Origin of the sequence: Streptomyces sp. NPDC059917 (genome assembly GCF_042730635.1) — a bacterium.
Lineage (GTDB): Bacteria > Actinomycetota > Actinomycetes > Streptomycetales > Streptomycetaceae > Streptomyces.
In genome coordinates this window covers 77,914-103,264 of record NZ_JBHWLC010000025.1, presented here as the reverse complement: position 1 = coordinate 103,264, position 25,351 = coordinate 77,914, and the positions used below count along the sequence as shown (strand labels likewise).

36 protein-coding genes and 1 pseudogene are annotated in these 25,351 nt (G+C 68.0%); 31 read left to right on the top strand and 6 right to left on the bottom strand.

The genetic code is table 11. The features are described 5' to 3' along the window. Both trpB and trpA read left to right on the top strand, forming a co-directional pair. Window positions 1-840: tryptophan synthase subunit beta (gene trpB / locus ACFWAR_RS17260; protein ID WP_385777867.1), on the top strand; the 840-nt coding region annotated here is incomplete at its 5' end. Then, window positions 837-1,658 (top strand): tryptophan synthase subunit alpha, encoded by an 822-nt coding sequence (trpA, locus tag ACFWAR_RS17255; protein ID WP_385777865.1) that lies wholly within the window; start codon window positions 837-839, stop codon window positions 1,656-1,658. The genes trpB and trpA, both read left to right, overlap by 4 nt. A 24-nt stretch (window positions 1,659-1,682) precedes the next feature. Here trpA and ACFWAR_RS17250 read toward each other — a convergent pair whose 3' ends face one another. The 6 genes and pseudogenes from ACFWAR_RS17250 to ACFWAR_RS17225 all read right to left on the bottom strand — a co-directional run bounded on the left by ACFWAR_RS17250 (window position 1,683) and on the right by ACFWAR_RS17225 (window position 9,082). Next, window positions 1,683-2,552 (bottom strand): helix-turn-helix domain-containing protein, encoded by an 870-nt coding sequence (locus ACFWAR_RS17250; RefSeq protein ID WP_385777873.1) that lies wholly within the window; start codon window positions 2,550-2,552, stop codon window positions 1,683-1,685. Window positions 2,553-2,824: 272 nt separating this feature from the next. After that, complete coding sequence (locus ACFWAR_RS17245) at window positions 2,825-2,998, bottom strand: hypothetical protein (protein WP_385777875.1); 174 nt, start codon at window positions 2,996-2,998, stop codon at window positions 2,825-2,827. 121 nt (window positions 2,999-3,119) lie between these two features. Then, window positions 3,120-3,338, bottom strand: a pseudogene (locus ACFWAR_RS17240) (IS110 family transposase); the annotation flags it as partial. Between the two features lie 124 nt (window positions 3,339-3,462). Continuing rightward, the gene (locus ACFWAR_RS17235) at window positions 3,463-3,858 is read right to left on the bottom strand and encodes a hypothetical protein (protein ID WP_385777863.1); all 396 of its coding nucleotides are present in this window, start codon (window positions 3,856-3,858) and stop codon (window positions 3,463-3,465) included. A gap of 8 nt (window positions 3,859-3,866) precedes the next feature. Then, a complete protein-coding gene (locus ACFWAR_RS17230) occupies window positions 3,867-8,447 on the bottom strand; it encodes a putative T7SS-secreted protein (protein ID WP_385777861.1) in 4,581 nt (1,526 codons plus the stop codon). Then, window positions 8,447-9,082 carry a hypothetical protein gene (locus ACFWAR_RS17225; protein ID WP_385777859.1) on the bottom strand — a complete coding sequence of 212 codons (636 nt, stop codon included), beginning with the start codon at window positions 9,080-9,082 and terminating at the stop codon, window positions 8,447-8,449. The genes ACFWAR_RS17230 and ACFWAR_RS17225 overlap by 1 nt, the downstream gene beginning before the upstream one ends. Before the next feature lie 183 nt (window positions 9,083-9,265). Between ACFWAR_RS17225 and ACFWAR_RS17220 the strand changes: the two genes are divergently transcribed. The 29 genes from ACFWAR_RS17220 (at window position 9,266) to rpsK (ending at window position 25,318) form a co-directional block, all read left to right on the top strand. Continuing rightward, window positions 9,266-10,459 (top strand): hypothetical protein, encoded by a 1,194-nt coding sequence (locus ACFWAR_RS17220; protein ID WP_385777857.1) that lies wholly within the window; start codon window positions 9,266-9,268, stop codon window positions 10,457-10,459. A 470-nt stretch (window positions 10,460-10,929) separates the two neighbouring features. Then, on the top strand, window positions 10,930-11,238 hold the full coding sequence (gene rpsJ / locus ACFWAR_RS17215) for a 30S ribosomal protein S10 (RefSeq protein WP_003948644.1): 309 nt from the start codon (window positions 10,930-10,932) through the stop codon (window positions 11,236-11,238). Between the two features lie 14 nt (window positions 11,239-11,252). After that, window positions 11,253-11,897 carry a 50S ribosomal protein L3 gene (rplC, locus tag ACFWAR_RS17210; RefSeq protein ID WP_354382999.1) on the top strand — a complete coding sequence of 215 codons (645 nt, stop codon included), beginning with the start codon at window positions 11,253-11,255 and terminating at the stop codon, window positions 11,895-11,897. Between the two features lie 4 nt (window positions 11,898-11,901). Next, window positions 11,902-12,552: a 50S ribosomal protein L4 gene (gene rplD, locus ACFWAR_RS17205; RefSeq protein ID WP_354383000.1), complete on the top strand. Its 651-nt coding sequence runs from the start codon at window positions 11,902-11,904 to the stop codon at window positions 12,550-12,552. Beyond that, a complete protein-coding gene (gene rplW / locus ACFWAR_RS17200) occupies window positions 12,552-12,875 on the top strand; it encodes a 50S ribosomal protein L23 (RefSeq protein WP_215023440.1) in 324 nt (107 codons plus the stop codon). Before rplD ends, rplW begins: the two co-directional genes overlap by 1 nt. Before the next feature lie 39 nt (window positions 12,876-12,914). Continuing rightward, window positions 12,915-13,751 (top strand): 50S ribosomal protein L2, encoded by an 837-nt coding sequence (gene rplB / locus ACFWAR_RS17195; protein WP_354383001.1) that lies wholly within the window; start codon window positions 12,915-12,917, stop codon window positions 13,749-13,751. A gap of 12 nt (window positions 13,752-13,763) precedes the next feature. Continuing rightward, window positions 13,764-14,045, top strand: a complete 282-nt coding sequence (rpsS, locus tag ACFWAR_RS17190; protein ID WP_023539342.1) for a 30S ribosomal protein S19 — start codon at window positions 13,764-13,766, stop codon at window positions 14,043-14,045. 43 nt (window positions 14,046-14,088) lie between these two features. Beyond that, entirely contained in the window at window positions 14,089-14,436 is a 348-nt protein-coding gene (rplV, locus tag ACFWAR_RS17185; protein WP_354383077.1) for a 50S ribosomal protein L22, read from the top strand. After that, window positions 14,436-15,275, top strand: coding sequence for a 30S ribosomal protein S3 (rpsC, locus tag ACFWAR_RS17180; RefSeq protein WP_385777854.1), 840 nt, complete (start codon window positions 14,436-14,438; stop codon window positions 15,273-15,275). The genes rplV and rpsC overlap by 1 nt, the downstream gene beginning before the upstream one ends. 5 nt (window positions 15,276-15,280) lie before the next feature. Further along, window positions 15,281-15,700 (top strand): 50S ribosomal protein L16, encoded by a 420-nt coding sequence (rplP, locus tag ACFWAR_RS17175; RefSeq protein ID WP_030026326.1) that lies wholly within the window; start codon window positions 15,281-15,283, stop codon window positions 15,698-15,700. Further along, a complete protein-coding gene (gene rpmC, locus ACFWAR_RS17170) occupies window positions 15,700-15,924 on the top strand; it encodes a 50S ribosomal protein L29 (RefSeq protein ID WP_073912892.1) in 225 nt (74 codons plus the stop codon). The genes rplP and rpmC overlap by 1 nt, the downstream gene beginning before the upstream one ends. Further along, the gene (gene rpsQ, locus ACFWAR_RS17165; protein WP_053682619.1) at window positions 15,924-16,205 is read left to right on the top strand and encodes a 30S ribosomal protein S17; all 282 of its coding nucleotides are present in this window, start codon (window positions 15,924-15,926) and stop codon (window positions 16,203-16,205) included. Before rpmC ends, rpsQ begins: the two co-directional genes overlap by 1 nt. Window positions 16,206-16,324: 119 nt before the next feature. Beyond that, on the top strand, window positions 16,325-16,693 hold the full coding sequence (rplN, locus tag ACFWAR_RS17160) for a 50S ribosomal protein L14 (RefSeq protein WP_003956455.1): 369 nt from the start codon (window positions 16,325-16,327) through the stop codon (window positions 16,691-16,693). Window positions 16,694-16,695: 2 nt separating this feature from the next. Beyond that, window positions 16,696-17,019, top strand: a complete 324-nt coding sequence (gene rplX, locus ACFWAR_RS17155; protein WP_330332032.1) for a 50S ribosomal protein L24 — start codon at window positions 16,696-16,698, stop codon at window positions 17,017-17,019. Continuing rightward, entirely contained in the window at window positions 17,019-17,570 is a 552-nt protein-coding gene (gene rplE, locus ACFWAR_RS17150) for a 50S ribosomal protein L5 (protein ID WP_030388859.1), read from the top strand. The genes rplX and rplE overlap by 1 nt, the downstream gene beginning before the upstream one ends. Window positions 17,571-17,575: 5 nt before the next feature. Continuing rightward, window positions 17,576-17,761: a type Z 30S ribosomal protein S14 gene (locus ACFWAR_RS17145; RefSeq protein ID WP_003956452.1), complete on the top strand. Its 186-nt coding sequence runs from the start codon at window positions 17,576-17,578 to the stop codon at window positions 17,759-17,761. Window positions 17,762-17,984: 223 nt separating this feature from the next. Continuing rightward, entirely contained in the window at window positions 17,985-18,383 is a 399-nt protein-coding gene (gene rpsH / locus ACFWAR_RS17140; RefSeq protein ID WP_007265911.1) for a 30S ribosomal protein S8, read from the top strand. 20 nt (window positions 18,384-18,403) lie between these two features. Continuing rightward, complete coding sequence (gene rplF, locus ACFWAR_RS17135) at window positions 18,404-18,943, top strand: 50S ribosomal protein L6 (RefSeq protein ID WP_354383003.1); 540 nt, start codon at window positions 18,404-18,406, stop codon at window positions 18,941-18,943. Between the two features lie 2 nt (window positions 18,944-18,945). Continuing rightward, a complete protein-coding gene (rplR, locus tag ACFWAR_RS17130) occupies window positions 18,946-19,329 on the top strand; it encodes a 50S ribosomal protein L18 (protein ID WP_030026334.1) in 384 nt (127 codons plus the stop codon). A 45-nt stretch (window positions 19,330-19,374) separates the two neighbouring features. Continuing rightward, a complete protein-coding gene (gene rpsE, locus ACFWAR_RS17125; protein ID WP_354383004.1) occupies window positions 19,375-19,980 on the top strand; it encodes a 30S ribosomal protein S5 in 606 nt (201 codons plus the stop codon). Next, window positions 19,980-20,162, top strand: coding sequence for a 50S ribosomal protein L30 (gene rpmD / locus ACFWAR_RS17120; protein ID WP_053682614.1), 183 nt, complete (start codon window positions 19,980-19,982; stop codon window positions 20,160-20,162). The genes rpsE and rpmD overlap by 1 nt, the downstream gene beginning before the upstream one ends. Window position 20,163: 1 nt before the next feature. After that, window positions 20,164-20,619 (top strand): 50S ribosomal protein L15, encoded by a 456-nt coding sequence (rplO, locus tag ACFWAR_RS17115; protein WP_053682613.1) that lies wholly within the window; start codon window positions 20,164-20,166, stop codon window positions 20,617-20,619. 186 nt (window positions 20,620-20,805) lie between these two features. Beyond that, a complete protein-coding gene (gene secY / locus ACFWAR_RS17110; protein WP_385777850.1) occupies window positions 20,806-22,119 on the top strand; it encodes a preprotein translocase subunit SecY in 1,314 nt (437 codons plus the stop codon). After that, on the top strand, window positions 22,119-22,766 hold the full coding sequence (locus ACFWAR_RS17105) for an adenylate kinase (protein ID WP_385777847.1): 648 nt from the start codon (window positions 22,119-22,121) through the stop codon (window positions 22,764-22,766). Before secY ends, ACFWAR_RS17105 begins: the two co-directional genes overlap by 1 nt. A 103-nt stretch (window positions 22,767-22,869) precedes the next feature. Next, the gene (map, locus tag ACFWAR_RS17100; protein WP_330332037.1) at window positions 22,870-23,721 is read left to right on the top strand and encodes a type I methionyl aminopeptidase; all 852 of its coding nucleotides are present in this window, start codon (window positions 22,870-22,872) and stop codon (window positions 23,719-23,721) included. A gap of 137 nt (window positions 23,722-23,858) precedes the next feature. Further along, window positions 23,859-24,080, top strand: coding sequence for a translation initiation factor IF-1 (infA, locus tag ACFWAR_RS17095; protein ID WP_003956442.1), 222 nt, complete (start codon window positions 23,859-23,861; stop codon window positions 24,078-24,080). 73 nt (window positions 24,081-24,153) lie between these two features. Continuing rightward, entirely contained in the window at window positions 24,154-24,267 is a 114-nt protein-coding gene (gene rpmJ, locus ACFWAR_RS17090; protein ID WP_003956441.1) for a 50S ribosomal protein L36, read from the top strand. A 199-nt stretch (window positions 24,268-24,466) separates the two neighbouring features. Beyond that, on the top strand, window positions 24,467-24,847 hold the full coding sequence (gene rpsM, locus ACFWAR_RS17085; RefSeq protein ID WP_008739674.1) for a 30S ribosomal protein S13: 381 nt from the start codon (window positions 24,467-24,469) through the stop codon (window positions 24,845-24,847). Window positions 24,848-24,913: 66 nt separating this feature from the next. Beyond that, entirely contained in the window at window positions 24,914-25,318 is a 405-nt protein-coding gene (rpsK, locus tag ACFWAR_RS17080) for a 30S ribosomal protein S11 (RefSeq protein ID WP_006376016.1), read from the top strand. The last annotated feature ends 33 nt before the right edge of the window (window positions 25,319-25,351 follow it).

Sequence of the window (25,351 nt, the reverse complement as noted above, 5' to 3'; positions counted from 1 at the left end):
TGTGCGTTGTTCGGTCTTGAGTGCACGATCTACATGGGTGAGATCGACACGGAGCGTCAGGCGTTGAATGTGGCGCGGATGCGGATGTTGGGTGCCGAGGTCATCGCGGTGACGTCGGGTTCGCGGACGTTGAAGGACGCGATCAACGAGGCGTTCCGTGACTGGGTCGCGAATGTGGATCGGACGCATTACCTGTTCGGTACGGTCGCGGGTCCGCATCCGTTCCCGGCGATGGTGCGTGATTTCCATCGGGTGATCGGTGTGGAGGCGCGGCGGCAGATCCTGGAGCGTGCGGGGCGGTTGCCGGACGCGGTGGCGGCGTGTGTGGGGGGCGGGTCGAACGCGATCGGTCTCTTCCACGCGTTCATTCCGGACGCGGGGGTGCGGTTGGTGGGTTTCGAGCCGGCCGGGCACGGGATCGAGACGGGCGAGCACGCGGCGACGTTGTCGGCGGGTGAGCCGGGGATCCTGCACGGTTCGCGTTCGTACGTCCTGCAGGACGAGGAGGGTCAGATCACCGAGCCGTACTCGATCTCGGCGGGTCTGGACTACCCGGGGATCGGCCCGGAGCACGCGTATCTGAAGGACTCGGGCCGGGGCGAGTACCGCGCGGTGACCGATGACCAGGCGATGCAGGCCCTGCGCCTCCTCTCCCGCACGGAGGGGATCATTCCGGCGATCGAGTCGGCGCATGCGCTGGCGGGTGCGTTGGAGTTGGGCAAGGAGCTGGGCAAGGACGGGTTGATCATCGTGAACCTGTCCGGTCGTGGTGACAAGGACATGGACACGGCGGCCCGCTACTTCGGCCTCTACGACGGCACCGAGGGGGAGAACAAGTGAACGCGCACTCCGGAAACGTAGAACTCCTCGCCCGCACCCTGGCGAAGGCGAAGTCCGAGAACCGTGCGGCCCTGGTGGCCTACCTCCCGGCGGGTTTCCCGACGGTGGACGGCGGGATCGAGGCGGTCAAGGCCGTCATCGCGGGCGGCGCGGACGTCGTCGAGGTCGGGCTGCCGCACAGCGACCCGGTCCTGGACGGCCCGGTCATCCAGACCGCCGACGACATCGCGCTGCGCGGCGGCGTGAAGATCGCCGACGTGCTGCGCACGGTCCGTGAGGCGCACGAGGCGACCGGGGCGCCGGTCCTGGTGATGACGTACTGGAATCCGATCGACCGTTACGGCGTGGAGCGGTTCGCGGCGGAGCTGGCGGCGGCGGGCGGGGCGGGGTGCATCCTGCCGGACCTGCCGGTCCAGGAGTCCGCGCTGTGGCGCGAGCACGCCGACAAGCACGGTCTCGCGACGGTGTTCGTCGTCGCACCCTCCAGCAAGGACGCCCGCCTCGCGACGATCACGGCGGCCGGTTCCGGCTTCGTCTACGCCGCCTCCCTGATGGGCGTCACCGGAACCCGCGTCTCGGTCGGTGAGCAGGCGCAGGAGCTGGTGGCGCGGACCCGCAAGACGACCGACCTCCCGGTCTGCGTGGGCCTGGGCGTCTCCAACGCCGCGCAGGCCAAGGAGGTCGCGGTCTTCGCGGACGGCGTGATCGTCGGCTCGGCCTTCGTCAAGCTCCTCCTGGACGCCCCGGACCTCCCGACCGGCCTCGCGGCCGTGCAGGCCTTGGCGGCCGACCTCGCGGAAGGCGTACGCCGGAACTAGGCCGCCCCGGAGGGGTCTACGGAACTACGTCGCGCAGCCCTTGCAGTACCCGGGCTCGGCCGCGCGGTAGGCCCGGTCGCACCGCTCACAGCTGCGCAGCGGCAACACCGGGGGCGCCGACGCCCCCGGTGTGCCGATGCCCGCCCGGCCCGACCTTTCGGGCGGAATCTGCGCGGTGAGCCGGTAGCCGATCAGCCCGGCCGGATTCCGCGGCCGCGGCGGCAGGTGGCCCGTGAGCGCGGCGGTCACGGCGTCCGGCGAGGCCCCGCGCTCCAGCCAGGCCTCGACCGCGGGCGCGAGCCGCTCGACGTCCCGCTGCCCGAGCAGCAGCCGCGGATCCACCCCGCGCAGCCGTACGAGCACCTGCTCCGCCGCGTCCCTGCGCGCGGCGCTGGCCGGTCCGGCGGGCCGGGGGAGCGGCCGCAGCGGCGTGGCGACCGCCACGGGTGGCGGCTCGGACTCCGCCTCCGCCTCCACGGCCACTGCCACGGGCCCGGCTTCCCGCCCCGCGTCCTCCTCGGGAACGGCGTATCCGGGCCGGTTGTAGAACACGGTCCGCGTGACCACCTGCCCGCCGGGCAGCCGGTCCCGGGTGCGCTCCAGGTACCCGTACTGCTCCAGCTCCCGCAGCGTCCGGGCGATCCGGTACTCGCTCTCGGGGAAGCGGGCGGCGAGGTCCTTGATGCCGACGGGGGTGCCGGTCGGCAGCGACTGGATGTGGGTGGCGAGGCCGATGCCCATCAGGGACATCTCGGGGTGCTGGGCGAGGTGGTTGCCCACCACGGTGAAGCGGCGGGTGTGCCGGATGTTGACGTGGATGACCCCGTACCCGGGGCTCCCGCCGGCATTCCGGGACGAGGCGCGCGAGCGCGCGTTAAGCTGCTGATTACCCATCGGGAAGTTCGTTCCTTCTCGCTGGTCAGGCCCCCGCCCGGGATTGCAGTCCCGCCGGGGGCCGACGCATGTCTGGAGTTGTAGCGCCGAGCATATGCCAGCCAACCCCCTCGGAAACCACCCCAGTTGGCCCAATTCACCCATGTGAGCTACCCCCGCCCCACCCCGCCCCCGGGAGGCTGGAGGGGCTTGGCAAGGGCCTTTCGCTCCCCCAGTACTAACCCCCTGGACGACTAACCCCACCGCATCGCGGCAACCCGCGACGCGGCTGCCTACGGCCGGTGCCCGTCGACCGCGTCCAGCGCCGACGCCCACGGGTCCGGACGCTTCTCCCCCGGCGCGTTCGGCTCGAACCCGCCCGCCCCGAACAGCCCCCGGACCCCGGCCGCGCGCAAGGTCCCCAGCGACAGCGGGAACAGCGGGTGCCACGCGTACGCCGAGTTCACGCAGGGCATCGCGGTCAGCGGGATGCCCTTGCCGATCGCCTCCGCGACGAACCCGACGAGCCACGTCCCGGTGCTGCCGAGGGCCCAGGAAGCGGTCCGCGCACGGCGGGGCCGGACCTGGTCGGGAAGCGGGGTCGGACAGGGCAGCGAACGCGGAGAGGAAGAAGGTCCGTTTGAGCTGCTTGTTTCCCCTCCGGGAGGGCTGTTCGCCGCGGATCGATGAGCCCGAGTTACGGGTCGCTGGGGCGAGACCCGCAGAGGAGGCGAGGTGGGCCGCGGAGGGGAAGTTGCTGCCGTCGCCGACGTCGATGAGGATCCTGGCTCCGGTCCTGATGCCGACACGTGCGTCCTCCGGTCGTACTTCCTCAAGCACTGCTGAAGGGGTGGCGACCGTTTGGTGATATGCGCACCGTCTGGATCAGGACGTTCGCTACTTGGCTCCTAGGGGGATTCGGGCAATGGCGTCAGCGCCGTCCTGCCTCGGCAATTCCCTGGATGATGAGGTCCATGTCCTTGTTGGCCTCCTCGCAGAACGCCTGATCTGTTTGCACGATTAGACGGCGGGCCTCCTGCATGCCTTCTCCATTCGGTCCCGTCGACGCATTAGCGAGCCGCAGGGGGAGGATGAATGAATTCTTGCGTTCGTGAAAGGTCCACTCGGTGTTCTTCGGTGCAGTGAGTGCGATCGACGCGAATAGTTCGCGTAGCTCGTCGTGAGGTTCGGCGAAGCGCCATACCAGGTCTGGGAGCTGCCAGTACCCATAGGTGGGATGGATCGCGGCAGTGGACTTCAGCTGGGCGACCTGGGCGAACTGCTCAAGTGCTGCCCGTGCCCGAAAGAATCGCGGATCATCCTTCATGCCGCAAGTCACCTCCACGGTTTCTTCGGAGAAGATAGGTCGTGCGGTCCATTTTGCCTGATGACTCGCTCGTCGTTCTGAGACCGCAGGGACCTTTCGTAGTCGCCGCGAGGGATTGGGTCGGCGCTCATTGTCGGGTCGTAAATGTATCGACCGTCGGTGTACACCTCATGGAATACCCATGTAGGCACGTCGGCTCCGCCCGCTTCGGGCGTTCGTATGTCCCCCGACGGAGTGATGTAGTGGATTATCTTCCCTTCGCCGCCGGCGCGTTCAAATATGAAGTTCGAGATGTCTGAACAGTCCACATAGTCTCCCTTGGGTGCCGCTCGCATGAGATCCGTCAGCTTTTGGCTCGGGGGGTGGTCGGGGTGAGGGTCTCGGAAATCGTAGGGACCTCGCGCCGGGCACTCCTCCGGCGCCAGACCCAGGGGGTCCGACCAGGTGTGCGGGTTGTGGACGTACGTCGTCGGGTTGGGGGCGGGGGAGAGGCCCAGGGGGTCCGGGGTGAGGTAGCGGGCGGTTTCGGGGTCGTAGGTGCGGAAGACGTTGTGGTGGAGGCCCGACTCCGGGTCGTAGTACTGGCCCGGGAAGCGGAGCGGGGTGTACGCGGTGGCGTCGCGGTTCCAGGTGGTGGTGCCCCACAGGGTGGTGCGGGTGTGCCAGGCGACCTCGCCCGCCTCGTCGATCAGCTGGGTCGGGGTGCCGACCAGGTCCGTGACGATGGCGAAGAAGCGGTCGGCCACCCCGTCCTGGTCGTGACGCTCCGCCTGGGTCAGGGGGTGCGGCCCCCGGTGGGTCCAGGTGAGCGTGACGGGCCCCGCGGTCTGTTCGCAGAGGGTGGGGCCGTCCCAGGTGAACACGACCTCCTCCGTCGGGCTCCGCTTCGAGGTGCGGCGGCCCAGGGGGTCGTAGGTGTAGGTCCAGCGCGTGCCGTCCGGGGTGGTGACCGCGGCCAGCTGGTCCTGCGCGTCCCATTCGTAGCGCCAGGTGTCGGGTTTGCGGGACGGGCGCGCCTTCTGGCGCAGTACGGTCCGGCCCAGGGCGTCGTACTCGTAGCGGACCGCGCCCGCGGTGGTGAGGCGGGTGCCCGCGTAGCTCCGGGCGCCCCGGGCCTCCGCGCCCGGGTGGCGGTCGGGCCAGTCGGCCGAGGTCTGGTTGCCGGCGTCGTCGTAGGCGTACCGCTCCGACCACGACCCGGCGTCCCCCGCGTCCACCGCGGTCACCCGGGCCGCCGCGTCGAGCGTGAAAGTGCGGGAGCCCGTGAGGGAGTCCTCGATCCCGGTCAGGCCGCCGTCGGCGCGGTAGCGGTAGCCGCGCCGTTGGAGGGTCCGGCCGTCCCGTGAGAGCAGCGACTGGGTGGTCGGGCGGCCGAGGTCGTCGTACTCGTGGGTGAGCGACGTCGGGCCCACCGTGCGCGCGAGTTCCCGGCCCGCCGCGTCGTGCGCGAAGGCCAGGGTGCGCCCGGAGGTGGTCAGGGCCGTGCGCCGGCCCGCCGCGTCGTACGTCCAGTGCGACTCGGCGCCGCTGGGGGTCGTACGGGAGCTGCGGCGGCCCAGCGCGTCGTAGGAGTACGCGAGCGTGCGGCCGTCGACCGTCTCCGAGCGGATCCGCCCCGCACGGTCGCGCAGCCAGCTGATCGTGGAGTCGGGGGACGAGGCCGACACCAGCTGGTCCGAGACGTCGTACTCGTAGGACGTGACGCCCGCGGGCGTCTCCTTGCGGACGACCTGGCCCAACAGGTTGTGCTCGTAGCGCGTGACTTCCGACAGGGCGTTCGTGCGGGAGGCGAGGTGGCCCGCCGGGTCGTGCGCGTACGTCAGGGCGCGGCCGTCGAAGTCGGTCTCCGAGGAGAGTCGGCCGACCGGGTCGTAGGCGTAACTCCACGTCAGACCTTGGGGGTTGGTGACCGCGGTCAGTCGCAGCTCCGTGTCGTGCGCGAAGGAGTGCCGGGCGCCGTCCGGGCCCGTGCGCGCGACCAGCAGGTCGAAGTCCCCGTACTCGGAGACCGTCACGCCTCCGACCGCGTCCGTGTGGGTCAGACAGTTGCCCTCGCCGTCGTACGTCCAGGACTCGGCGCTGCCGTCCGGGTACGTGCGCCGCAGCAGGCGGCCCTCCACGCTCCAGGCGAAGCGGGTGGTGCGGCCCGTGGGATCCGTGATCGCGACCGGGCGTCCGAAGGGGTCGCGCGCGTGGACCGTGCGCGCCCCCAGCGGATCCGTCACCGAGACCACGAGACCCGCCGCGTCGCACTCGACCGTCGTCACGGCGCCCAGCGCGTCCGTCACGGCGGCCAGATGACCCCGCACGTCGTACGCGAAGCGGGTCGTGGCGCCGGCCGTGTCGGTGACCGACGTGCGCCGCCCCTGGGCGTCGTAGGTCTGGCGGACCGACGTGCCGTCCGGGTTCAGCACCCTCACGGGGAGGCCCCGGGCGTCGTACTGCGCCCGGACGGCGCTGCCGTCCGCCCGGACGACGCGCAGCGGGTGTCCTTCCCCGCTCCACTCGAAGTGCGTGGTGCGGCCCAGCGGGTCGGTGCGCGCGAGGAGACGGCCGCGGCCGTCGTACGCGTAGTGCGTGGTCGCGCCCGTCGGGTCGGCCTCGGACACCACCCGGGCCCGGTCGTCGACCGCGTACAGCTTCCGGTGGCCCAGCGAGTCCGTGACGGTGGTCAGGCCGTCCGCGTAGGCGAACCGCAGGTTCAGGTGGCCGTTGCTGCCGGACTGGGCCACGCAGCGGTGGCGGTCGTCGTACGTGTAGTCGAAGCGCCGCTCGTTGGTGTCGGTCCAGGAGGTGATCCGGCCGAGGTCGTCGTAGCCGAAGCGCAACGGGCGACCCGAGGAGTTGGTGACCGCGGTGAGGTGGCCGTCCGCGTAGGCGTAGCGGAGGATCCCGGTGCCGCAGGCGCTCAGGCCGGTTATTCGGCCGTCGGCCGAGGTCAGGGTCACCTCGTAGCCGCCGCTGTGGGTGATGCGCAGCGGCGCGCCCGTCGTCGCGTCGTACGCGTACGAGATCCAGGCGCCCGAGCGGTCGTCCAGCTGGGTCAGCAGGCCCTCGGGCGAGAAGTGGCGGACCTGGCCGCTCTCCGGGTCGGTGACCGTGTAGCCGCCGTCCGGGTCGCGGGTCAGCGGCCAGGGCTGGCCGAGCGAGGGGAGGACGGGCAGCCCCGGCGCCGGGTGCGGATAGGCGAGCAGGCTGCCGTCCGCGCGGACCAGGACCACGCCCTCGGCGTCGATCTCCAGGCGCTGATCGACGGTGGACGCCCAGGTGGGGCCGAACCAGCGCCCCGATCGGTACGAGGATTCGAAAGTTCGGCTGAATATCAGGGGTAGCGAGCCGGGGAGGACCAGGTCGGTCTGGGGGAGGACCATCCGGCCCGTCGCGACGTCGACCGGATCGCCCTCGCAGGTCTTGCACGCCTGGTCGCGCGCCTTGTCGTGCTCGGCGCCGCGCAGCTCCTCGCGGGCGGCCGACCGCTCCAGGGCGCTAGCCTCCCGTGCCCCCTTGGCACCCGCGCGCAGGCCCTCGCCGATCCGGCCCGCGCCCTTGGCGCCGATGAGCTCGGGGATGAGCCTGCCGATGCCCTCGCCCGGGTCCTTCGCGAACTCGTCGATCATCGCCCGGCCGGCGGCGACCGGGTCGTTCGCCGTGACGAGCAGTCCGGCGGCCGTCCGGTTCAGCCGCATCCGGTATTCGGCGGGGTGCGTGAGGTTGTACGGGTCGTGCGGGTCCAGGGACCGCACGAAGTTGACCAGACCCGCCGTTCCCTTGACGACGCCTCCCGCCACGTGACCGGCATTGAGCGAGGTCAGGGCCATGGCGCTGACCTGCTGCTCCGCGAACGATGGCATCGGCGGGGCCGCGTCGCGCGCCGCCTCCAGGGCCGTGGCCGCCGTGCGGGCGGCGTCGTCGCGCTGGCGGCGGGCCTCGGCCAGCTTGTCGTGCGCGGCCTTGAGTCCCTCCGCGCCCGGGTCGGTGAAGCCCGAGGGGCGGGCGGGGAGCGGGGCCGCCCCGGCCTCCAGAGCCGCGTTGTAGGCGTCCACGCGCCCGTTGTAGGCGGCGCGCGCCGTCCGGGAGTTGCTGAGCGCCTTCTCGTACGCGTCGATCGCCTCCCGGGCCTGGCCCTGGGCCCATTCCACGGTGTCCGCGAAGTGCGTCAGCGCGCCCGCCGCCTTCGCGAAGGCGTCCGCGGCCTTGAACCAGGGCGGTGTGCGCCGGGCCAGGGCGGCGCGGAACGCGTCGGCGCTCTCGCCCTTGAGGGCGGCGGAATCCAGCCCCTTGAGGCCGCCCCCGGTACGGTCGCAGGCCGCCTGGAGGTCGTTCAGGTGGGCGGCGGTGGAGCGGAGCTTCGAGGGGCTGCCGTGGACCAGCTTCCCCGGGTCGTCGCTCTGGCCGAGCTGGACCTCGCCGACGTCGGCGCCGAGCCAGTTCGCGGCGGAGTCCACCGTGTCGCGGACCGCGTTCGCGCCCTTCTGCCAGCCCGCCGCCTCCAGGGTGTCGGCGGTCTTGTCACCGACCCACTCGACGCCCTCGCCGACGACCTCGGCAGCGCCGTCCGCCCAGTCGGGCAGGAAGTCCTTGAGCCCCATCAGCCCTCGTCCCCCCGGGCGCCTTCGGCCTGGGACCGGTCGACGAGGGCCGGATCGATGCCCGCGGCGCCGGCCAGCCGGTCGACGGCCGCACCGCCGAAGCCCTCGGTGGAGACTTTGCGACCGGCATCGGCCCAGGTCCGCTCGAAGTCCTCGGCGGCGCGACGGTCGGCCTCCGCGCTGAAGTCCGGCCTGTACGGGTTGCCTTGGAGGATCTCGTCCCAGGACCTGCCCTCGATCTCGTCCTCACTCGCGTGCGGGTTGCCGTAGAGGGAGTTCGCGCCGACCTTGAAGGCGCCCTGGAGGTACTGGTCCTCCTCCCAGAGCGCGCCCGCCGACAGGCCCAGGTCCCGTGCCAGCGTGCCGACGCCCTGCACGAGTGCCCGTACGCCCCATTCCCAGCGCCCGCAGAAGTCCTCGAAGACCGTCGCGACGGCCGGGTGTCCCGCTTCCATGCCGGTCAGCGCCAGCCCCGCGAAGCCCGCGCCGAAGGAGGCGCCCGCCGAGGACGCGTCGATGCCGCCGATCTCCGACAGCTCCGCCGTCGTGGCCTTCAGCCCGCCCAGCACCTGCTCGACGGCCACCGGATCCACCGCCAGGTCCTTCGACGGGTCTTTGCTGCTGCCACCGCTCATGATCCACCCCCATGGTCCGCAGAGCAGGCTACGGGCCCCGGGCGGGTGGAGTGATCTTTACGCGTGTGGATCCGGCCAGCGGGGGAGAGGGCCCCTGCCAGCAGTCCCCCCACCCCGTTCCCGGGCTGGTCAGGGGCTGTGAGAGGGTCCGGTGCACGTATGGATCTTGGGGGAGCGGGGAGCATGGCGAACGACGGAAGAGGCCGTGGGGACGGGGCCGGGGTTTCCGACGAGGAGTGGGAGCGGTTCGTCCGGGCGGCCGAGGGGGGCGCGGGGGAGGCCCCCAAGGAGCCTTCGGCGCGGGCGCGGATGGTCACCGAGCGGCTGCGCCGTGAGGACGAGCAGCGGGCCGCGGCCGCCCGCGGGCGCTTCGGGCGGCGCGGCAGGTCCGTGCCCGCGGAGCCGCCCGGCTGGCGGACCGGGCCGGCATGGCAGGAGATGCAGGGCCGGGGCAGGGCCAAGCGGCGGATCAAGACGACCCTGGCCGTCGTCTTCGTGGCCGGGCTCGCGATGGCCGCCCTGCGGCCCGAGCTGCTGGTCGACAAGCTGACCGGCGAGGGGGAGTCCCGGGACGGGGCCCGCAGCGCGGCTCCGCTGCCCGCCGAGACCGCACGTCCGACCGCGCCTCCGGGCCCGGTGGACCCGGACCGGCCGACCCTCGCGGAGCCCTTCCGCGGCTCCCCGGCCCTGCAGTGGGCGGACGGCGCCGCCGGTATCGAGCTGCCGGCCGCCACCGCCGTGAACGGGATACCCCAGGACCGGGTCGCGTCCCTGCTGACCCGCACCCGGGAGCTGCTCGTCGCCTCGAACCTGGACCCCGCGGTCCTGGCCGGGGGACGGCCCGAGGTCGCCCTGGGGCTCCTGGACCCGCTGCAGGACGACGTCAAGGGCCTCATGGAACGGGCGCTGGAGAAGCCCTCCGCGCAGGACAACCCGCTGTTCCTCTTCAGCCGCTTCGATCCGGCGGAGGTGCGCTTCCACGGCGGGGTCGTCAAGACCCGGGGCCGGATGACCGTCGAGGGCGGCAAGGAGGGGGAGGTGCTCGTGCACGCCGACTACACCTTCGTCTACCCGGTCGTGCGGGCGAAGGGCGGTTCCGACGAGGTGGCCCGCACGATCGTCCGGCGCACCGTGACGACGGCCTACCACGACCCGAAGCGCTGGCAGACGACCGACGGCACGCTGCAGCTCGTGGAGTGGAAGGAGAGCGCGGGCAACGACGACTGCTCCCGGGACGGGTCCGGCTACCTGCACCCGAAGTTCGCCAGTGACGCGGACACGGGGCCGAGCCCGACCGGGTCGGTCATGGACCCGTACGACCGGAGCACGTCGCTGGACGCGCTGCCGCAGGACTGCGGGACCGTCTCCCGGTCCTGACCCCCGCCCGGCCCCGGGCCCCGCACGGCGGCGTGCTGCGTGGTGCAGTTTGACCACGCAGCGCGACGGGGTATTGTTCTGCGCCCGATTGGCGCCATACGTGTCGGGTATGGCAGACTACTCAAGTTGCTCGGCTGAGTGCCGATGCTGCGCGCCTCCCGCCGGGAGGACCGGAAGCGAGTCCCACAGTACTCGTCGCCTTCATCTGCCCTCCGGGGCAGCACTGGGGCGGACGTACGGGAATCTTCTGGGAAGTGTCAGCACGGAGTAGGCCAGGCACTCGGTGGGTGTTTCTCCCCCGATGCGCGGTCCTGGGACCGCACCCCCTTGGCAGGGAATTTCCCTATGGAAATTTCTTTGGAGGGAGTGCGACACGCCCGACCGCGTGGGTCGGAGGAGGAGCTGTGGAGAGATCTGCGGCCGACCGAGAGCCAGAGCGTTTCCACAACAGACAGGACTACGGAGTAGCCATGGCGGGACAGAAGATCCGCATCCGGCTCAAGGCCTACGACCACGAGGTCATCGATTCCTCGGCGAAGAAGATCGTCGAGACGGTGACCCGCACTGGTGCGTCGGTCGCGGGCCCGGTGCCGCTGCCCACTGAGAAGAACGTGTACTGCGTCATCAAGTCGCCGCACAAGTACAAGGACTCGCGCGAGCACTTCGAGATGCGCACGCACAAGCGCCTGATCGACATCCTCGACCCGACGCCCAAGACCGTTGACTCGCTGATGCGCCTGGACCTTCCGGCCGGCGTTGACATCGAGATCAAGCTCTGAGAGGCACGGAGAAGATGGCAAAGCAGATCAAGGGCGTCCTGGGCGAGAAGCTCGGCATGACCCAGGTCTGGGACGAGAACAACCGTGTCGTCCCGGTGACCGTGGTCAAGGCCGGACCCTGCGTCGTTACCCAGGTCCGTACGAACGACATCGACGGCTACGAGTCGGTCCAGATCGCCTTCGGCGAGATCGACCCGCGCAAGGTGAACAAGCCCCTCAAGGGCCACTTCGCCAAGGCCGACGTGACCCCGCGCCGCCACCTGGTGGAGCTCCGCACCTCTGACGCCAGCGAGTACACGCTCGGCCAGGAGATCACTGCGGCCGTGTTCGAGTCCGGCGTCAAGGTTGACGTCACGGGCAACAGCAAGGGCAAGGGCTTCGCCGGTGTCATGAAGCGGCACAACTTCCGGGGCCTCGGCGCCGGTCACGGTGTGCAGCGCAAGCACCGCTCCCCCGGTTCGATCGGTGGCTGCGCCACCCCTGGGCGTGTCTTCAAGGGCATGCGCATGGCCGGTCGTATGGGTAACGAGCGCGTCACCACCCAGAACCTGACCATCCACGCGGTTGACGCGGAGAAGGGCCTGCTCCTCATCAAGGGCGCGGTTCCCGGTCCGAACGGCGGCCTCGTCCTGGTCCGTACCGCGGTTAAGGGGGCTTGAGTTAATGAGCACCATTGACATCCTTTCGCCGGCAGGCGACAAGGCCGGTACCGTCGAGCTCCCCGCGGAGATCTTCGACGCCAAGACCAGCGTTCCGCTGATCCACCAGGTCGTCGTCGCTCAGCTGGCCGCTGCCCGTCAGGGCACGCACAAGACCAAGCGTCGCGGCGAAGTCCGTGGTGGTGGCCGCAAGCCGTACCGCCAGAAGGGCACCGGCCGCGCCCGTCAGGGTTCGACCCGCGCTCCGCAGTTCGCCGGCGGTGGCGTCGTCCACGGCCCGCAGCCGCGTGACTACTCGCAGCGGACCCCGAAGAAGATGAAGGCCGCCGCTCTCCGCGGTGCCCTGTCGGACCGCGCGCGTCACTCCCGCATCCACGTCATCACCGGCGTGGTCGAGGGTGCCGCCTCCACGAAGGCCGCCAAGACGCTGTTCGGCAAGATCTCGGAGCGCAAGAACCTGCTCCTGGTCGTCGACCGCGCCGACGAGGCTGCGTGGCTGTCCGCCCGCAACCTGCCCCAGGTGCACATCCTGGAGCCGGGCCAGCTGAACACGTACGACGTGATCGTCTCTGACGACGTGGTCTTCACTCAGGCCGCTTTCGAGTCCTTCGTGTCTGGCCCCAAGGCCGACGAGACCGAAGGGAGCGACGCGTAATGTCTGACGCGACCGTTACCAGCAAGACCTTCACTGACCCGCGCGACCTGCTGATCAAGCCGGTTGTCTCGGAGAAGAGCTACGCGCTGCTCGACGAGAACAAGTACACGTTCATCGTCGCGCCGGGCTCGAACAAGACCCAGATCAAGCAGGCTGTGGAAGCGGTCTTCTCGGTCAAGGTCACCGGGGTCAACACGATCAACCGTCAGGGTAAGCGCAAGCGCACCAAGACCGGTTTCGGCAAGCGCGCTGACACCAAGCGCGCCATCGTGACCCTCGCTGAGGGCGACCGAATCGACATCTTCGGCGGCCAGGCCTCCTAACGGAGGTCTAGTCGTCCGGAATCGGACGAGGACTGAGAAATGGGTATCCGCAAGTACAAGCCGACGACCCCGGGCCGTCGTGGCTCCAGCGTCGCCGACTTTGTCGAGATCACGCGGTCCACGCCGGAGAAGTCGCTGGTTCGCCCCCTGCACAGCAAGGGCGGCCGTAACAACACCGGTCGGATCACTGTTCGCCACCAGGGTGGTGGACACAAGCGCGCCTACCGCGTGATCGACTTCCGTCGTCACGACAAGGACGGCGTGCCGGCCAAGGTCGCACACATCGAGTACGACCCCAACCGCACCGCGCGCATCGCGCTCCTGCACTACGCAGACGGCGAGAAGCGCTACATCATCGCTCCGGCCAAGCTGAGCCAGGGCGACCGGATTGAGAACGGCCCTGGCGCCGACATCAAGCCGGGCAACAACCTCCCGCTCCGCAACATCCCGGTCGGTACCACGATCCACGCGATCGAGCTCCGTCCCGGTGGTGGCGCCAAGTTCGCCCGCTCTGCCGGTTCTTCCGTGCAGCTGCTGGCGAAGGAGGGCCAGTACGCCCACCTGCGTATGCCGTCGGGCGAGGTTCGCCTGGTCGACGTCCGCTGCCGCGCCACGGTCGGCGAGGTCGGCAACGCCGAGCAGTCGAACATCAACTGGGGCAAGGCCGGCCGTATGCGCTGGAAGGGCGTTCGCCCGACCGTCCGCGGTGTCGCGATGAACCCGGTCGACCACCCGCACGGTGGTGGTGAGGGTAAGACCTCCGGTGGTCGTCACCCGGTCTCCCCGTGGGGTCAGAAGGAGGGTCGTACTCGCTCGCCGAAGAAGGCTTCGAGCAAGTACATCGTCCGCCGCCGCAAGACGAACAAGAAGCGCTAGGAGCGGGTTTAGATGCCGCGCAGTCTCAAGAAGGGACCCTTCGTCGACGGACACCTCATCAAGAAGGTGGACGTACAGAACGAAGCCGGTACCAAGAACGTCATCAAGACCTGGTCCCGTCGCTCGATGATCATCCCGGCCATGCTGGGTCACACCATCGCGGTGCACAACGGCAAGATCCACGTCCCGGTGTTCGTCACCGAGTCGATGGTCGGCCACAAGCTCGGCGAGTTCTCGCCGACTCGCACCTTCCGCGGCCACGTCAAGGACGACCGGAAGTCGAAGCGCCGCTAAAGGCGGGGTGGTTACGACTATGACTTACACCGAAGGGACAACCATGGAAGCCAGGGCCCAGGCGCGGTACATCCGCGTCACGCCCATGAAGGCCCGCCGAGTGGTGGACCTTATCCGTGGCATGGATGCCACGGAGGCTCAGGCGGTCCTGCGTTTCGCCCCGCAGGCCGCGAGCGTGCCGGTTGGCAAGGTGCTGGACAGCGCCATTGCCAATGCCGCACACAACTACGACCACACGGACGCCTCCTCGCTGGTAATCAGCGCGGCGTACGTGGACGAGGGCCCGACCCTGAAGCGGTTCCGTCCGCGTGCCCAGGGTCGTGCCTACCGGATCCGCAAGCGGACCAGCCACATCACCGTGGTCGTCAGCAGCAAGGAAGGTTCCCGGTAATGGGCCAGAAGGTAAACCCGCACGGGTTCCGGCTCGGCATCACCACCGACTTCAAGTCGCGTTGGTACGCCGACAAGCTGTACAAGGACTACGTCAAGGAAGACGTCGCCATCCGCAGGATGATGACGTCCGGCATGGAGCGCGCCGGCATCTCGAAGGTTGAGATCGAGCGCACCCGTGACCGCGTGCGTGTGGACATCCACACCGCTCGTCCCGGCATCGTCATCGGCCGCCGTGGCGCCGAGGCCGACCGCATCCGCGGTGACCTCGAGAAGCTCACGGGCAAGCAGGTCCAGCTGAACATCCTCGAGGTCAAGAACCCCGAGATGGACGCTCAGCTGGTCGCGCAGGCCGTTGCGGAGCAGCTGTCCTCCCGCGTTTCCTTCCGTCGCGCCATGCGTAAGAGCATGCAGGGCACGATGAAGGCCGGCGCCAAGGGCATCAAGATCCAGTGTGGTGGCCGTCTCGGCGGCGCCGAGATGAGCCGGTCCGAGTTCTACCGCGAGGGTCGTGTGCCGCTGCACACGCTGCGCGCGAACGTGGACTACGGCTTCTTCGAGGCCAAGACCACCTTCGGCCGTATCGGCGTGAAGGTCTGGATCTACAAGGGCGACGTCAAGAACATCGCCGAGGTTCGCGCCGAGAACGCTGCGGCCCGTGCGGGCAACCGCCCGGCCCGTGGTGGCGCGAACGACCGTCCGGCCGGTGGCCGCGGTGGTCGTGGTGGCGAGCGTGGCGGCCGTGGCGGCCGCAAGCCGCAGCAGGCTGTCGGCGCCGAGGCCCCCAAGGCCGAGGCCGCTGTCGCCGCTCCGGCCGAGAGCACCGGAACGGAGGCCTGACCGACATGCTGATCCCTCGTAGGGTCAAGCACCGCAAGCAGCACCACCCCAAGCGCCGCGGTATGGCCAAGGGCGGTACTGAGGTCTCGTTCGGCGAGTACGGCATCCAGGCGCTTACCCCCGCCTACGTGACGAACCGCCAGATCGAAGCGGCTCGTATCGCGATGACCCGCCACATCAAGCGTGGCGGCAAGGTCTGGATCAACATCTACCCGGACCGTCCCCTGACGAAGAAGCCTGCCGAGACCCGCATGGGTTCCGGTAAGGGTTCTCCCGAGTGGTGGATCGCGAACGTGCACCCGGGCCGGGTCATGTTCGAGCTGTCCTACCCGAACGAGAAGATTGCTCGTGAGGCGCTCACCCGCGCTGCTCACAAGCTTCCGATGAAGTGCCGGATTGTTCGGCGCGAGGCAGGTGAGTCGTGATGGCGACGGGAACCAAGGCGTCCGAGCTGCGTGAGCTCGGCAACGAGGAGCTCGTTGGCAAGCTGCGCGAGGCCAAGGAAGAGCTGTTCAAGCTGCGCTTCCAGGCGGCCACGGGTCAGCTCGAGAACAACGGCCGGCTCCGTTCCGTCCGCAAGGACATCGCCCGGATCTACACCCTGATGCACGAGCGCGAGCTCGGCATCGAGACGGTGGAGAGCGCCTGATGAGCGAGAAGAATGTGACTGAGACCCAGGACCGCGGCTTCCGCAAGACCCGTGAGGGCCTCGTCGTCAGCGACAAGATGGACAAGACCGTCGTCGTCGCCGTCGAGGACCGCGTGAAGCACGCCCTGTACGGCAAGGTCATCCGCCGTACGAACAAGCTCAAGGCGCACGACGAGCAGAACGCTGCCGGCGTCGGCGACCGCGTCCTCATCATGGAGACGCGTCCGCTGTCGGCGAGCAAGCGCTGGCGCATCGTCGAGATCCTCGAGAAGGCCAAGTAAGGAAATTGCCTGGGGGGTTTCCCCCAGGTCAGTTCCGCCAGGCTCGGTAGGGGCTTCCACCGCTTGAAAGAGCGCGCCGAAGCCCCTGCCGGGAACCGGCAGACAAACAGGAGATAGACGTGATCCAGCAGGAGTCGCGACTGCGTGTCGCCGACAACACTGGTGCCAAGGAAATCCTTTGCATCCGTGTTCTCGGTGGTTCGGGTCGCCGCTACGCGGGCATCGGTGACGTCATCGTCGCCACCGTCAAGGACGCTATCCCGGGCGGCAATGTGAAGAAGGGTGACGTCGTCAAGGCCGTCATCGTTCGCACCGTCAAGGAGCGCCGCCGCCAGGACGGCTCGTACATCCGCTTCGACGAGAACGCCGCTGTCATTCTCAAGAACGACGGCGACCCTCGTGGCACCCGTATCTTCGGCCCGGTGGGCCGTGAGCTGCGCGAGAAGAAGTTCATGAAGATCATCTCGCTCGCGCCGGAGGTGCTGTAAGCATGAAGATCAAGAAGGGCGACCTGGTTCAGGTCATCACCGGTAAGGACAAGGGCAAGCAGGGCAAGGTCATCGTGGCCATCCCTACTGAGAACCGCGTCCTGGTCGAGGGTGTCAACCGGGTCAAGAAGCACACCAAGGCCGGCCAGACCGCTGGTGGCTCGCAGACCGGTGGCATCGTGATCACCGAGGCGCCGATCCACGTCAGCAACGTTCAGCTGGTCGTGGAGAAGGACGGCCAGAAGGTCGTCACCCGCGTCGGCTACCGCTTCGACGACGAGGGCAACAAGATCCGCGTTGCCAAGCGGACGGGTGAGGACATCTGATGGCTACCACTCCGCGTCTCAAGACGAAGTACCGCGAGGACATCGCGGGCAAGCTGCGTGAGGAGTTCTCTTACGAGAACGTCATGCAGATCCCCGGCCTCGTCAAGATCGTCGTGAACATGGGTGTCGGCGACGCCGCCCGTGACTCGAAGCTGATCGACGGTGCCATCAAGGACCTGACGACGATCACCGGTCAGAAGCCGGCCGTCACGAAGGCCCGCAAGTCCATCGCGCAGTTCAAGCTGCGCGAGGGTCAGCCGATCGGCTGCCACGTCACCCTCCGTGGTGACCGCATGTGGGAGTTCCTGGACCGTACGCTGTCGCTCGCGCTGCCGCGTATCCGTGACTTCCGTGGTCTGTCGCCGAAGCAGTTCGACGGCCGTGGCAACTACACCTTCGGTCTCACGGAGCAGGTCATGTTCCACGAGATCGACCAGGACAAGATCGACCGTACCCGGGGTATGGACATCACCGTGGTCACCACGGCGACCAACGACGACGAGGGCCGCGCCCTCCTTCGTCACCTCGGCTTCCCCTTCAAGGAGGCGTAAGCGAGATGGCGAAGAAGGCTCTCATCGCGAAGGCTGCCCGCAAGCCCAAGTTCGGTGTGCGTGCGTACACCCGCTGCCAGCGCTGCGGTCGTCCCCACTCCGTGTACCGCAAGTTCGGCCTGTGCCGCGTGTGCCTTCGTGAGATGGCTCACCGTGGCGAGCTGCCGGGCGTGACCAAGAGCTCCTGGTAATTCCCTCCAGTCCTCAGGGACTTGGGAATCACCAGAGACTCTCGGTAAGCACCTGGCCGGTGGGTGCCCCGCTCCGCATGCCGTAGGCTTGTGGGGTTGGGCGCCCGCCGTCCATAACGACTTACTACGCCGTAGGTCCCCGCACCGCACCCGTCCCGCCACTGAGTGGGGAGAGGGATGGCGCATACAGGAAACCCCGGCGAGAGAGGCCGAAGGCCGATTCATGACCATGACTGACCCGATCGCAGACATGCTGACTCGTCTGCGTAACGCTAACTCGGCGTACCACGACACCGTCGTGATGCCGCACAGCAAGATCAAGTCGCACATCGCGGAGATCCTCAAGCAAGAGGGTTTCATCACCGGCTGGAAGGTCGAGGACGCCGAGGTCGGCAAGAACCTCGTCCTCGAGCTGAAGTTCGGGCCGAACCGTGAGCGCTCCATCGCGGGCATCAAGCGGATCTCGAAGCCCGGTCTGCGCGTGTACGCGAAGTCCACCAACCTGCCCAAGGTGCTCGGCGGCCTGGGCGTGGCGATCATCTCCACGTCCCACGGTCTCCTCACCGGCCAGCAGGCAGGCAAGAAGGGCGTAGGTGGGGAAGTCCTCGCCTACGTCTGGTAGTCGGGAACGGAGGAAAAGCAATGTCGCGAATCGGCAAGCTCCCCATCCAGGTTCCCGCCGGTGTGGACGTCACCATCGATGGCAGCACGGTTGCCGTGAAGGGCCCCAAGGGCACCCTCACCCACACCGTCGCCGCGCCCATCGGTGTCGTTAAGGGCGAGGACGGTGTCCTCACCGTCACGCGCCCCAACGACGAGCGTCAGAACAAGGCCCTGCACGGCCTGTCCCGCACGCTGGTGGCGAACATGATCACCGGCGTGACCGCGGGTTACGTCAAGGCGCTCGAGATCAGCGGTGTCGGTTACCGCGTCGCCGCGAAGGGCTCCAACCTGGAGTTCCAGCTTGGTTACAGCCACCCGATCCTGATCGAGGCGCCCGAGGGCATCTCCTTCAAGGTCGAGTCGCCCACCAAGTTCACGGTCGAGGGCATCGACAAGCAGAAGGTCGGCGAGGTCGCCGCCAACATCCGCAAGCTGCGGAAGCCCGACCCGTACAAGGCCAAGGGTGTCAAGTACGCCGGCGAAGTCATCCGCCGCAAGGTCGGAAAGGCTGGTAAGTAGCCATGGCATACGGTGTGAAGATCGCCAAGGGCGACGCGTACAAGCGCGCTGCCAAGGCTCGCCGCCACATCCGCATCCGCAAGAACGTCTCGGGTACGGCGGAGCGTCCGCGCCTCGTCGTGACGCGTTCCAACCGCAACATCGTTGCTCAGGTCATCGACGACCTCCAGGGTCACACCCTGGCGTCCGCGTCGACCCTGGACGCTTCGATCCGCGGTGGCGAAGGCGACAAGAGCGCTCAGGCCCAGGCTGTCGGCGCGCTCGTCGCCGAGCGTGCCAAGGCTGCGGGTGTCGAGACCGTCGTGTTCGACCGCGGTGGCAACCGATACGCCGGGCGCATTGCCGCTCTGGCTGACGCCGCCCGCGAAGCCGGGCTGAAGTTCTAAGCCCCGGTTCCGGGACTAACGGACGTAACAGAGAGAGGTAATCCAATGGCTGGACCCCAGCGCCGCGGAAGCGGTGCCGGTGGCGGCGAGCGGCGGGACCGGAAGGGTCGCGACGGTGGCCCTGCCGCCGAGAAGACCGCTTACGTTGAGCGCGTTGTCGCGATCAACCGCGTCGCCAAGGTTGTCAAGGGTGGTCGCCGCTTCAGCTTCACCGCGCTGGTCGTGGTGGGCGACGGTGACGGCACGGTAGGTGTCGGTTACGGCAAGGCCAAGGAAGTTCCCGCGGCCATCGCCAAGGGCGTCGAGGAAGCCAAGAAGAGCTTCTTCAAGGTCCCGCGTATCCAGGGCACCATCCCGCACCCGATCCAGGGCGAGAAGGCGGCCGGCGTTGTCCTGCTGAAGCCTGCTTCCCCCGGTACCGGTGTTATCGCCGGTGGCCCGGTGCGCGCCGTTCTGGAGTGCGCCGGCGTTCACGACATCCTGTCGAAGTCGCTCGGCTCCGACAACGCGATCAACATCGTGCACGCGACCGTTGCAGCGCTCAAGGGCCTGCAGCGTCCCGAGGAGATCGCGGCTCGCCGTGGTCTGCCGCTCGAGGACGTCGCCCCGGCGGCTCTCCTTCGTGCGCGTGCTGCGGGAGCGGGTGCGTAATGGCCCGTCTCAAGATCACGCAGACGAAGTCGTACATCGGCAGCAAGCAGAACCACCGCGACACGCTGCGTTCGCTCGGGCTCAAGCGCCTGAACGACGTCGTCGTCAAGGAGGACCGCCCCGAGTTCCGCGGAATGGTGCAGACCGTCCGCCACCTCGTGACGGTTGAGGAGGTTGACTAACATGGCTGAGAACAGCCCGCTGAAGGCCCACAACCTCCGTCCCGCCCCCGGCGCCAAGACCGCGAAGACCCGTGTCGGTCGTGGTGAGGCGTCGAAGGGTAAGACGGCCGGTCGTGGTACGAAGGGCCAGAAGGCCCGTTACCAGATCCCGCAGCGCTTCGAGGGCGGGCAGATGCCCCTCCACATGCGCCTGCCGAAGCTCAAGGGCTTCAAGAACCCGTTCCGCACCGAGTTCCAGGTCGTGAACCTGGACAAGCTCGGCGCTCTCTACCCCGAGGGTGGAGAAGTCACGGTGGCCGACCTGGTCGCCAAGGGCGCGGTTCGCAAGAACAGCCTCGTCAAGGTCCTGGGCCAGGGCGAGATCTCCGTGGCGCTGCAGGTTTCGGTTGACGCCGTCTCCGGCTCCGCCAAGGAGAAGATTGCCGCCGCCGGCGGCACCGTCACCGAGCTCGTCTAAGACGAACCCAGTGATTTATAGCTAGAAACCCGACCGGGGATGCCTCACATATGGGGCATCCCCGGTTGGTCGTTCCTAGGCGGGCCATCTCGCCGGTATGGTGGCCTGCACCTTTGCTTTGTCGTATTCGTCGATCCCTCAGACCGTCACCTCTGACGCAGTAGCGCGGGGGTCGCAGGAGGCACCGTGCTCACCGCGTTCGCCCGGGCGTTCAAGACGCCCGACCTGCGCAAGAAGCTGCTCTTCACGCTCGGCATCATCGTGCTGTTCCGGCTCGGGTCCCACATCCCGGTACCCGGCGTGAGCTACAAGAACGTTCAGATCTGTGTCCAGGCCGCAGGCAGCAGCAACAGCCTCTTCGGCCTCGTCAACATGTTCAGTGGCGGTGCGCTGCTGCAGATCACGATCTTCGCGCTCGGCATCATGCCGTACATCACGGCGAGCATCATCCTGCAGCTGCTGACCGTGGTCATCCCGAAGCTGGAGAACCTCAAAAAAGAGGGTCAGGCCGGCACGGCGAAGATCACTCAGTACACGCGCTATCTGACGGTCGCGCTCGCGATCCTCCAAGGCACCGGCCTCGTCGCCACCGCCAAGAGCGGCGCCCTGTTCCAGGGCTGCCAGGTCGCCAGCAAGATCGTCCCGGACCGCTCGATCTTCACCATGGTCACCATGGTGATCACCATGACCGCCGGTACCTGCGTCGTCATGTGGCTCGGTGAGCTCATCACCGACCGCGGCATCGGCAACGGCATGTCGATCCTCATGTTCATCTCGATCGCCGCGGGCTTCGTCAGCGCCCTGTGGACCATCAAGCTCCAGGGCAAGATCGCCGGTGGCTGGGTCGAGTTCGGCGTGGTCATCCTGGTCGGCCTCGCGATGGTGGCCCTCGTGGTCTTCGTCGAGCAGGCCCAGCGCCGGATCCCGGTGCAGTACGCGAAGCGCATGATCGGGCGTCGCGCGTACGGCGGCACCTCGACCTACATCCCGCTCAAGGTGAACCAGGCGGGCGTCATCCCCGTCATCTTCGCCTCGTCGCTGCTCTACATCCCGGCCCTGATCGTCCAGTTCAGCGGCTCGAAGGCGGGCTGGGCCACCTGGATCCAGCAGCACTTCGTCAAGGGCGACCACCCGTACTACATCGCGGCCTACTTCCTCCTGATCGTGTTCTTCGCATTCTTCTATGTGGCGATCTCGTTCAACCCCGAGGAAGTTGCAGACAACATGAAGAAGTATGGTGGGTTCATCCCGGGCATCCGGGCAGGCCGACCCACTGCCGAGTACCTGAGCTACGTGCTCAACCGGATCACCTGGCCGGGGTCGCTGTACCTGGGACTCATCGCTCTTGTGCCGACGATGGCGTTGGCCGGCTTCGGCGCGAACCAGAACTTCCCGTTCGGCGGGACGAGCATCCTCATCATCGTGGGTGTGGGTCTGGAGACCGTGAAGCAGATCGAGAGCCAGCTCCAGCAGCGCAATTACGAAGGGTTCCTCCGCTGATGCGTATCGTCCTCGTCGGACCTCCTGGTGCGGGCAAGGGAACGCAGGCCACCGTGCTTGCCGAGACCCTGTCCATCCCGCACATCTCCACGGGCGACCTGTTCCGCGCGAACATCAGCCAGAAGACCGAGCTGGGCCAGCGTGCGCAGGCCTACATGTCGAAGGGCGACCTCGTTCCCGACGAGGTCACGATCGACATGGCCAAGGACCGGATGGAGCAGTCGGACGCCGCCAACGGCTTCCTGCTCGACGGCTTCCCGCGCAACGTCTTCCAGGCCGAGGCGCTGGACGTGATCCTCAAGGCACAGGGCATCAAGCTCGACGCCGTCCTCGACCTGGAGGTCGAGGAGGACGAGGTCGTGAAGCGGATCGCCGGTCGTCGGACCTGCCGCAAGGACAACAAGCACATCTTCCACGTCGACTACGCCCCGCCGAAGGTCGAGGGCGTGTGCGACGTGTGCGGTGGCGAGCTCTACCTGCGCGAGGACGACTCCGAGGCCACGGTGCGCAACCGCCTCGACGTCTACCACACGCAGACCGAGCCGATCATCGACTTCTACAAGGCCCAGGGCCTGCTCGTGACGATCCCCGCCCTCGGCGAGGTCAAGGACGTCACGCAGCGCGCGATGGACGCCCTGAAGAAGTAGTTCCCGCTCCACACGTACCGGCCGCGGTGTCCACTGGGCACCGCGGCCGTACTGTTGTAAGACCCCGATCGACGATCCCGACCCGAAGGTGGAAGGCACGTTCATGGTCCAGCTGAAGACCCCCGAGCAGATCGCGAAGATGCGGGAGGCCGGACTGGTCGTCGCCGCCATTCACGCCGCCACCCGTGAGGCGGCCGTGCCGGGCGCCACGACGCGGGACCTGGACATGGTCGCGCGCAAGGTGATCGCCGACGCCGGAGCGAAGTCGAACTTCCTCGGCTACGGCGGGTTCCCCGCGACCATCTGCACCTCGGTCAACGAGGTCGTCGTCCACGGCATCCCGGACGACAAGACCGTCCTCAAGGACGGCGACATCATCTCCATCGACGCGGGCGCGATCATCGACGGCTGGCACGGCGACGCCGCCTACACGGCCTTCGTGGGCACCGGGCACGCTCCGGAGCTGGTGGAGCTGTCCCGGGTGACCGAGGAGTCGATGTGGGCGGGCATCGCCGCCATGAAGCTCGGCAACCGCCTCGTGGACATCTCCAAGGCGATCGAGACCTACATCAAGCGCCAGCCGCGGCCGACCACCGGTGAGCACAGCCTCGGCAAGTTCGGGATCATCGAGGACTACGGCGGCCACGGCATCGGGTCCGAGATGCACATGGACCCCCACCTGCTGAACTACGTCTCGCGCAAGCGGGGCAAGGGGATCAAGCTGGTCCCGGGCGTCTGCCTGGCGATCGAGCCCATGGTCTCCCTGGGCACCGCCCAGACGGAGGTCCTGGCGGACGACTGGACCGTCATCACGACCGACGGCACCTGGTCCTCCCACTGGGAGCACTCCATCGCACTGACCGAGGCCGGTCCCATCGTCCTGACCTCGCCGGACTGCGGCAAGGCCAAGCTGGCGGAGTACGGGGTCACCACGGCTCCCGACCCCCTCGGTTAATGATCTACACTTCGGGGCAAACTTTCCGGATTCGTCTTTCTGGGTGCCCTGACGTAGACTGACTCGTCGGCTCTCGTGCATTTCCATGCCTGCATGGGCGCGGAGCTGATCAAGGTAGCCGATTCGAAAGGCGAAGCGTGGCCAAGAAGCAAGGTGCCATCGAAATCGAGGGCACCGTGATCGAGTCCCTCCCGAACGCGATGTTCAAGGTGGAACTCCAGAACGGTCACAAGGTCCTCGCGCACATCAGCGGAAAGATGCGGATGCACTACATCCGCATCCTGCCGGATGACCGGGTCGTTGTGGAGCTGTCTCCTTACGACCTGACGCGTGGCCGGATCGTCTACCGATACAAGTAGATCTTGTCCTCACTCCTGCCTGGGCATCCGTCCCGGTGCGGGTGGTGGCACTGACCCGGAGAACCTCACCAACATGAAGGTCAAGCCGAGCGTCAAGAAGATCTGCGACAAGTGCAAGGTGATCCGCCGTCACGGTCGGGTCATGGTCATCTGCGACAACCTGCGCCACAAGCAGCGCCAGGGCTGACGCACGCCGACCGACCTGCCTTCCGCAGTTCTTCGCGCGACGTAAGAAAACGTACATACGCAGAACCCGCCCAGCCCTGAGAGGGGCCGGCGGCACCTCCGGCGGGGGCCGGGGACTCGGACGTACCACCACCCATCAGGTGTGGTCGGCGGTCGGGAGTGGTTCTGCGGAAGACCCCCGAACACACAGGAGCCATTGAATGGCACGCGTTTCCGGTGTTGACATCCCGCGCGAAAAGCGTGTGGAGATCGCACTTACCTACGTCTTCGGTGTCGGTCGCACCCGGTCCAAGGAGATCCTTGCGGCCACCGGTGTGAACCCCGACACCCGCGTTCGTGACCTGGCCGAAGAGGACCTGGTCAAGATCCGCGAGTACGTGGACGCCAACCTCCGCACCGAGGGTGACCTCCGCCGCGAGATCCAGGCCGACATCCGCCGCAAGGTCGAGATCCAGTGCTACCAGGGTATCCGCCACCGTCGTGGCCTGCCCGTGCACGGTCAGCGCACCAGCACGAACGCTCGTACCCGCAAGGGCCCGCGTCGCGCGATCGCCGGTAAGAAGAAGCCGGGCAAGAAGTAGTCCTCAGCCGGACGCTTATCAAGCGGTCTTCGCTGTAGGACCGACCACCTCCCGTAGGAGATTTAGATGCCCCCCAAGGGTCGTCAGGGCGCTGCCAAGAAGGTGCGCCGCAAGGAAAAGAAGAACGTCGCTCACGGGCACGCCCACATCAAGAGCACGTTCAACAACACCATCGTTTCGATCACCGACCCCGCGGGCAACGTGATCTCCTGGGCCTCCGCCGGCCACGTCGGCTTCAAGGGCTCGCGCAAGTCCACCCCCTTCGCCGCGCAGATGGCCGCTGAGTCGGCCGCCCGTCGCGCGCAGGAGCACGGCATGCGCAAGGTCGACGTCTTCGTCAAGGGTCCGGGCTCCGGCCGCGAGACCGCGATCCGCTCCCTCCAGGCCACCGGCCTCGAGGTCGGCTCGATCCAGGACGTCACCCCCACCCCGCACAACGGTTGCCGCCCGCCGAAGCGCCGCCGCGTCTGACGCAGCGCGCTGGGCGTACGTGAACGCGTACGC